This window comes from Streptococcus dentiloxodontae, from assembly GCF_053206925.1.
Genome location: NZ_JBRUHR010000018.1, coordinates 40339 through 46763 on the forward strand (window position 1 = coordinate 40339; position 6425 = coordinate 46763).

General features: G+C 40.5%; 7 protein-coding genes. 5 read left to right on the plus strand and 2 right to left on the minus strand.

Annotated elements, in window-relative coordinates; genetic code table 11:
• Nucleotides 1–24 precede the first annotated feature (24 nt).
• Both ACVRZ8_RS08695 and add read right to left on the minus strand, forming a co-directional pair.
• Complete coding sequence (locus tag ACVRZ8_RS08695) at nucleotides 25–630, minus strand: thymidine kinase (protein WP_447448930.1); 606 nt, start codon at nucleotides 628–630, stop codon at nucleotides 25–27.
• Between the two features lie 78 nt (nucleotides 631–708).
• Nucleotides 709–1731, minus strand: a complete 1023-nt coding sequence (gene add / locus ACVRZ8_RS08700; protein WP_447448931.1) for an adenosine deaminase — start codon at nucleotides 1729–1731, stop codon at nucleotides 709–711.
• 369 nt (nucleotides 1732–2100) lie between these two features.
• On the opposite strand from add, the gene ACVRZ8_RS08705 reads away from it, so the two are divergent.
• From ACVRZ8_RS08705 to ACVRZ8_RS08725, 5 genes are all read left to right on the plus strand, one after another.
• Nucleotides 2101–3045: a DHH family phosphoesterase gene (locus ACVRZ8_RS08705; protein WP_447448932.1), complete on the plus strand. Its 945-nt coding sequence runs from the start codon at nucleotides 2101–2103 to the stop codon at nucleotides 3043–3045.
• Entirely contained in the window at nucleotides 3032–3964 is a 933-nt protein-coding gene (locus ACVRZ8_RS08710) for an FAD:protein FMN transferase (RefSeq protein ID WP_447448933.1), read from the plus strand. The genes ACVRZ8_RS08705 and ACVRZ8_RS08710 overlap by 14 nt, the downstream gene beginning before the upstream one ends.
• A 71-nt stretch (nucleotides 3965–4035) precedes the next feature.
• Nucleotides 4036–4638 carry an NADPH-dependent FMN reductase gene (locus tag ACVRZ8_RS08715; RefSeq protein WP_447448934.1) on the plus strand — a complete coding sequence of 201 codons (603 nt, stop codon included), beginning with the start codon at nucleotides 4036–4038 and terminating at the stop codon, nucleotides 4636–4638.
• 15 nt (nucleotides 4639–4653) lie between these two features.
• Nucleotides 4654–5886, plus strand: coding sequence for an NAD(P)H-dependent oxidoreductase (locus ACVRZ8_RS08720; protein ID WP_447448935.1), 1233 nt, complete (start codon nucleotides 4654–4656; stop codon nucleotides 5884–5886).
• Nucleotides 5887–5992: 106 nt separating this feature from the next.
• Nucleotides 5993–6235 carry a type B 50S ribosomal protein L31 gene (locus ACVRZ8_RS08725; RefSeq protein ID WP_447448936.1) on the plus strand — a complete coding sequence of 81 codons (243 nt, stop codon included), beginning with the start codon at nucleotides 5993–5995 and terminating at the stop codon, nucleotides 6233–6235.
• Nucleotides 6236–6425: the final 190 nt, after the last annotated feature.

The window sequence follows — 6425 nt, forward strand, 5'->3', positions numbered from 1 at the left end:
TTTTTCTGGTAAATAGCAGAGCATTCAATTAATTTTCGTCTTGTCTTGCGGCAGCTCATTCTTGATGATAGGGTTAAAATAATGTTTTCTGCAGACTGACACATAACTTTCGTGACCACCAATCTGAATTTGTTCCCCATCATAGACTGGCTGATCATTTTCCATACGTAAAACCATAGTCGCTTTACGCGAACAGTACTGACAAATCGTTTTGATCTCATCAATTTTATCTGCCAGCAACAGCAGCTGTTTAGAGCCTTCAAAAAGCTCATTGCGAAAATCATTTTTAAGGCCAAAGGCCATAACCGGAATATCTAGCTCATCCACAACACGCGCCAAATCATAAACATTTGCCCTCGTCAAAAACTGTGCTTCATCTATCAAAACACAATAAGGTTTTGGGCTCAGCAATTGGACATAGCCAAAAATATCCGTATCATCTGCAACCGGAAAAGCCTCTCGCCTCATGCCAATTCGGCTGGAAATAACACCAACTGCATCACGATCGTCCAGACTGCTTGTCATAAGTACAACGGGTTTCCCCTGCTCCTCATAGTTGTAAGCCACTTTCAAAATTTCAATGGACTTGCCCGAATTCATAGTTCCGTAGCGAAAATATAACTGCGCCAAAGCTTCAGCCCTCTCTAAACTAATATCATCCTATTTTATCATAAAATAAGACACAAAAAAACACCTTTGAAGCGGCGTCTATAGATAAGGCTCATAGGCCTCTTCAAGCTGGGATAACAACAGCTTTTTTTCTGTTCTTGACGCAAAAGATCCTCTAATGGCGTCCTGATTGTGAAGCAGAAAATCAGCTGCGCTGCTCCCAAAATGCTCCTCATAAAGAGCGTATTCCTTGGTCAAATTGGTATTAGAAACTGTTCGATTGTCAGTATTAATAGAAATGCGGGCACCAGCTGATTTAAGAGCAGGATAGGGGTGCTCACTGATTTTTTGGATAGCCTTGGTCTGAAGATTGCTGGTAAGGCAGACTTCCGCTGTCATCTCGACTGCAACAAAATTCTCAAGTAAATTCTTTTCTTCCAAAATGACCGTTGCATGACCTATGCGCCTCACACCTAACTGCATGGCATAAGCAATATTGGCTGCGCAGCCGCATTGTTCTCCTGCATGAAAAGTCATGGGAAAACCAAGTTCAGAAGCATGACTAATACCATCTGCTATCATCTCCGCTGGATAATCCGCCTCATTGCCAGCAAAATCTGCACCAACTAAGAGGCTTTGCTGTGCAGCCTTGGCTTGACTGAATATCGCTTTGGTAAAAGACAGCTCACTATGTCGCATACCGCAAATCAGTGCCTTAGCTACAATACCAAATTCTTTCTGAGCTTGAAGCAACCCCGCACAAACCGCTTCGACAGTCTCTGAAACGCTAAGACCTTGATCCATAGAGAGCTCTGGTGCAAAACGAATTTCAATATAGATAACATTTTCCAGTGCAGCCTGTTTGGCAACATCATAGGCGGCTAAATGCAGAGCTTCCTTAGTTTGCAGCAACGGACGAATAAAGTCAAAGGTCTTTAAATAATCCTTAAGGCTCTCACAAGACTCAGGTGCAGTTACCAACTTTCTAAGCTCCGCATCCTCTTTTGGGATCTCAACTGCTGCCATAGCTGCCAAACAACGAATAGCATTAAGCGATAGCGACCCGTCCAAATGACAATGCAGCTCTGTCTTAGCTAACTTTTTTAAATCATCTTTTTGCATTAAACTTCCTCGTAAAATATATAAAAACTATCATAACATATCCAAAGGATTTAGCAAACTTATACCTATCTTATCTTTGAAAATATTTTCTCGCTCTGTTACTATAAACATCAACAACGGATACTAGGGAGTCGTGTCAAATAGCAGCATTACTTGAGGTCTAAAAAACTCTGAATAAATGAGTAGAGTTTTAGATGTACTTAAACAGACTACTGCTACACTCAGGTCAATGACAAATCCATCAAATTTTCTCCTTAATATTAATCAGATTAAAGGTTGGTTCTTTCTATCAATTTATGCCATTTTAATCAAGTTACAGCTGTTTCCATGCTATAATATTAATAACCCTATTTTTATAAAGGAGTTGCTATGTCTATATTTACTCAAATTCTTGATAAAATTAAGTCCTATGATACGATTATCATTCACCGCCATCAACGTCCTGATCCTGATGCGCTTGGCAGTCAGGTGGGATTAAAAGAGATTATTAAGCATAATTTTCCTGAAAAAACTGTTCTGGCAGCGGGATTCAATGAACCAACCCTTTCTTGGATTGCCCAAATGGATGAGGTGGTTGATAAGGACTACAAAGAGGCCCTTGTCATCGTAACTGATACAGCTAATACTCCCCGCATTGATGATGAACGTTACAAAACCGGTAGATTTCTTATCAAAATTGATCACCATCCCAATGAAGATCCTTATGGAGATATTTTGTACGTTGATACCAGCGCTTCAAGTGCCAGTGAAATTATCACCGACTGGGCTTTAAACACTGGCTTGAAGCTATCTGATGCCGCGGCTCGTGTCCTTTATAACGGTATCGTAGGAGATACTGGCCGTTTCCTTTATTCCGCAACCACTCCAAAAACCCTGCGAATTGCGGCAGCTCTGCGTGAGTACGACTTTGACTTTGCAGCTATGTCTCGCCGAATGGATAGTTTTTCCTTTAAGATTGCAAAACTCCAAGGCTATGTCTTTGATCATCTGGAAATTGATGATAATGGCGCTGCGCGAGTCGTTTTGACAAGAGAAGTTCTTGATAAGTTTGGCATCACTGATGCGGAAAGCTCCGCCATTGTCGGAACACCGGGCAAAATTGATACCGTGGAATCCTGGGCTATTTTCGTGGAACAGCCAGACGGTCACTACCGTGTTCGTATGCGCAGCAAAACTGTTATTATCAATACTATCGCCAAAGGTCATGATGGCGGCGGCCACCCTCTGGCCAGCGGAGCTAATTCTTACAGCCTAAAAGAAAATGAACAGATCTATCAGGAACTCAAGGAGGCAGTAGCCAATGCGTCTGACTAATCGCCAAGTCAAGTTGATGGGAACTACCATTGACACCAGCATTTATCATGATAATCCAGAACCCATCTTAGACGAAGCTGAACACCTACTGAGACTGTACGAACACCGCTTTTCTGCTAACGATGCCAGTTCAGAGCTGATGCGTATCAATCATGCTGCAGGCCAGCATGCTGTCACCGTATCCCCCGACCTCTATGAATTGATTAAAATCGGCAAAAAACACAGTATGGCAAAGAAAAGCCGCCTCAATATTGCTATTGGTCCCTTGATTCAAACTTGGCGGGTCGGTTTTAAAGATGCCAAGCTCCCAAGCCCTGAGGAAATTCAGTCTTTGCTTCAAATAATTGACCCTGCTGATATCCTTTTAAACGATTCTGAATGCAGTGTTTTTCTTGCCAAAAAGGACATGAAAATAGACCTTGGTGCTCTAGCTAAAGGATACATTGCAGACCGTATTGTTGACTTTCTAAAATCAGTAGGAACAACCAGCGGACTTATCAACCTTGGCGGCAATGTCCTAACCTTTGGTCCTGCTTTGCATAATCCTGACCAGCGCTGGCGAATCGGCATACAGGATCCTCAAAAACCGCGCGGTTATAATCTCACTATTCTCAGTATTTTCAATCAATCTGTTGTTACTTCAGGTATCTATGAAAGAACTTTCACCTATAACGGCAAAACCTATCATCATATTTTTGACAGCCTGACCGGCTACCCTGTAGATTGCCAGACTGCCAGTTTAACTATTGTATCTGACTTATCTCTGGATGGGGAGATTTGGACTACTCGTCTTTTTGGAAAAAGCACAGCTGAGATCTTGTCTGAGATCGCCTCTCTTGAAAATATTGAAGCTCTTATTATCTCCAAAGAGAATCAACTAACAGTCAGTAAAGGCATCTCTAAGATAAGACTTATTTAAAATCGCTTACATATTAGTGATTTTTTTGTTATAATAATGGCAGAATAACATCTTTAGAAAGGATTATTCTTATGAAACTAATTGGAATCGTTGGAACTAATTCACAAAAATCAACCAATCGTCAGCTATTGCAATATATACAGCGTCATTTTGCGAATAAAGCCGATATTGAATTGGCAGAAATTAAAGACTTACCTGTTTTTAATAAACCTTCTGACCGCAAACTCCCTGAGTCTGTTTTGGAACTGGCTCAAAAAATTGAGGAAGCAGACGGGGTTATCATTGGCACACCAGAATACGATCATTCCATTCCGGCTGTTCTTATGAATGCTTTAGCTTGGCTTTCTTATGGTATCTACCCTATGCTCAACAAGCCTGTTATGATTACCGGTGCTTCATTTGGAACGCTGGGGTCATCACGCGCCCAATTACAGCTGCGCCAAATACTCAATGCCCCCGAATTGAAATCAAATGTTTTACCAGATGAATTTCTGCTGTCACATTCACTTCAGGCTTTTGATGATGAAGGCAATCTAAATGACATTGAAACCAGTCAAAAACTTGATGCCATTTTTGATGACTTCCGTCTCTTTGTCAAAATGACTGAAAAGATGTCTCATGCTAAAGATTTACTGAAACAAGAAGCTGAAAACTTTGACTGGGAAAATTTGTAAGAAGGAGAGAATTTCATGAAATTTGTCGGAATCGTCGGATCAAATGCTGAGAAATCTTATAATCGTGACTTATTGTATTTTATCCGCAAGCATTTTAAAAATAAATTTGAACTGGAAATCTTAGAGATAGACCAAGTTCCTATGTTCAATCAGGATACTGATTGGAAAGAAAGTTTTCAATTACGGCTTTTGCACAACAAGATTACCCGTGCAGACGGTGTTATCATTGCAACACCAGAACATAATCATACTATTACAGCGGCACTTAAGAGTGTTTTAGAATGGCTATCATTTGAGGTGCATCCTTTTGAAAACAAACCCGTTATGATTGTTGGTGCTTCCTATTATGATCAAGGAACTTCACGTGCTCAGGTGCATTTGCGTAAAATCCTTGATGCTCCTGGAGTCAATGCCTACACACTCCCTGGTAATGAATTTTTACTTGGTAAAGCCAAAGAAGCCTTTGATAATGATGGTAATATTATCAACGAAGGAACTGTGAATTTCCTTGAAACTTGTATGGATAATTTTGTCAAATATGTAGGAGTTGTATCAACCTTGAAAAAACCAAAACCAATTGAACCAGAAGACTTGCATGTTAACGGAACCATTCCTACGACTATTCAAGGAGTTGATCCAGATGATCCTGACTGGGTTGAAAAAGCTGCTAAACTGGTTAATGCTGTTTCAGGAGATACCTATGTCAAATTGGATCATGGTCTGCTGACCGTTAATCAAATTGATATGTTCTTAAAAGCTATTCCTTTTGAATTAACCTATGCAGATGACAACAATCAATTCCTCTACTATAACCATAATCAAGACAGTGACACCATGTTAGCTGCCCGTGTACCAGCACAATCCGGCAATCGTATGGATACCGTACACGAATCATTACCACCTGCAAGAATGAAAAATGTCGAATGGGTAATTGGTACTTTACGCAACGGCAATCAGGAATATGTCCGTACCATGGTGCCAAATCCAGATCCAGCAATTCTCAATACTCACAATTATCAAGCTATGTACTACCCAGACGGTTCTTATGCTGGTATTAACGAGATGGTCTTTAACTTCCGCCCTTGGCTAGATTGGTATTTGGAAGCAACTGGACAGCAATTGGTAGGAGGTAATGTTCCTGCAGGCGGAGCATCTCACAGCTCTGATGCCACTTCCAGCGCTTCTACTAGCAGTCATGGTAACGAATCTGCATCAGCTGATGCTACCTCCGGAGCGTCTTCTCATTAAGAATTTCAACAAAAAGCTTGCCAAACTAACCTGTTTTTGTTAGACTAGAATAGTTAAATAACTATGGTACGCAAAGTACTATGGCAAGAAAGGAAAATCATTTAACATGAAAAAAGATATCCATCCAGAATACCGTCCAGTTGTTTTCATGGACTCAACTACTGGTTACCAATTCCTTAGCGGTTCAACAAAAACATCTAACGAAACTGTTGAATTTGAAGGGGAAACATATCCACTTATCCGTGTAGAAATTTCGTCAGATTCACATCCATTCTACACAGGCCGTCAAAAATTTACTCAAGCAGACGGACGTGTGGATCGTTTCAACAAAAAATACGGTCTCAAATAAGCCTTTGCTTATTAGCCTTTCCTTCGGGAAAGGTTTTTTTATACTTTTGATAATAAAAAAAGAGGGCTCTTTGTCAACTGTAGTGGGTGACTTATAACTAAGCACGAGAGAGAATCAGATTGGTTCTCTCTCTTTGCATGTTCAAAGCGATAAGAATTTTAGTTTTAAAGTTTTTGAAGTTTCGAAAGCC

Bases quoted from the DNA above. Each gene is read 5' to 3' on its own strand.
- ACVRZ8_RS08715 (WP_447448934.1), top strand. From the start codon at position 4,036: ATGAAACTAATTGGAATCGTTGGAACTAATTCACAAAAATCAACCAAT.
- ACVRZ8_RS08720 (WP_447448935.1), top strand. From the start codon at position 4,654: ATGAAATTTGTCGGAATCGTCGGATCAAATGCTGAGAAATCTTATAAT.
- add (WP_447448931.1), bottom strand. From the start codon at position 1,731: ATGCAAAAAGATGATTTAAAAAAGTTAGCTAAGACAGAGCTGCATTGT.
- ACVRZ8_RS08705 (WP_447448932.1), top strand. From the start codon at position 2,101: ATGTCTATATTTACTCAAATTCTTGATAAAATTAAGTCCTATGATACG.
- ACVRZ8_RS08725 (WP_447448936.1), top strand. From the start codon at position 5,993: ATGAAAAAAGATATCCATCCAGAATACCGTCCAGTTGTTTTCATGGAC.
- ACVRZ8_RS08710 (WP_447448933.1), top strand. From the start codon at position 3,032: ATGCGTCTGACTAATCGCCAAGTCAAGTTGATGGGAACTACCATTGAC.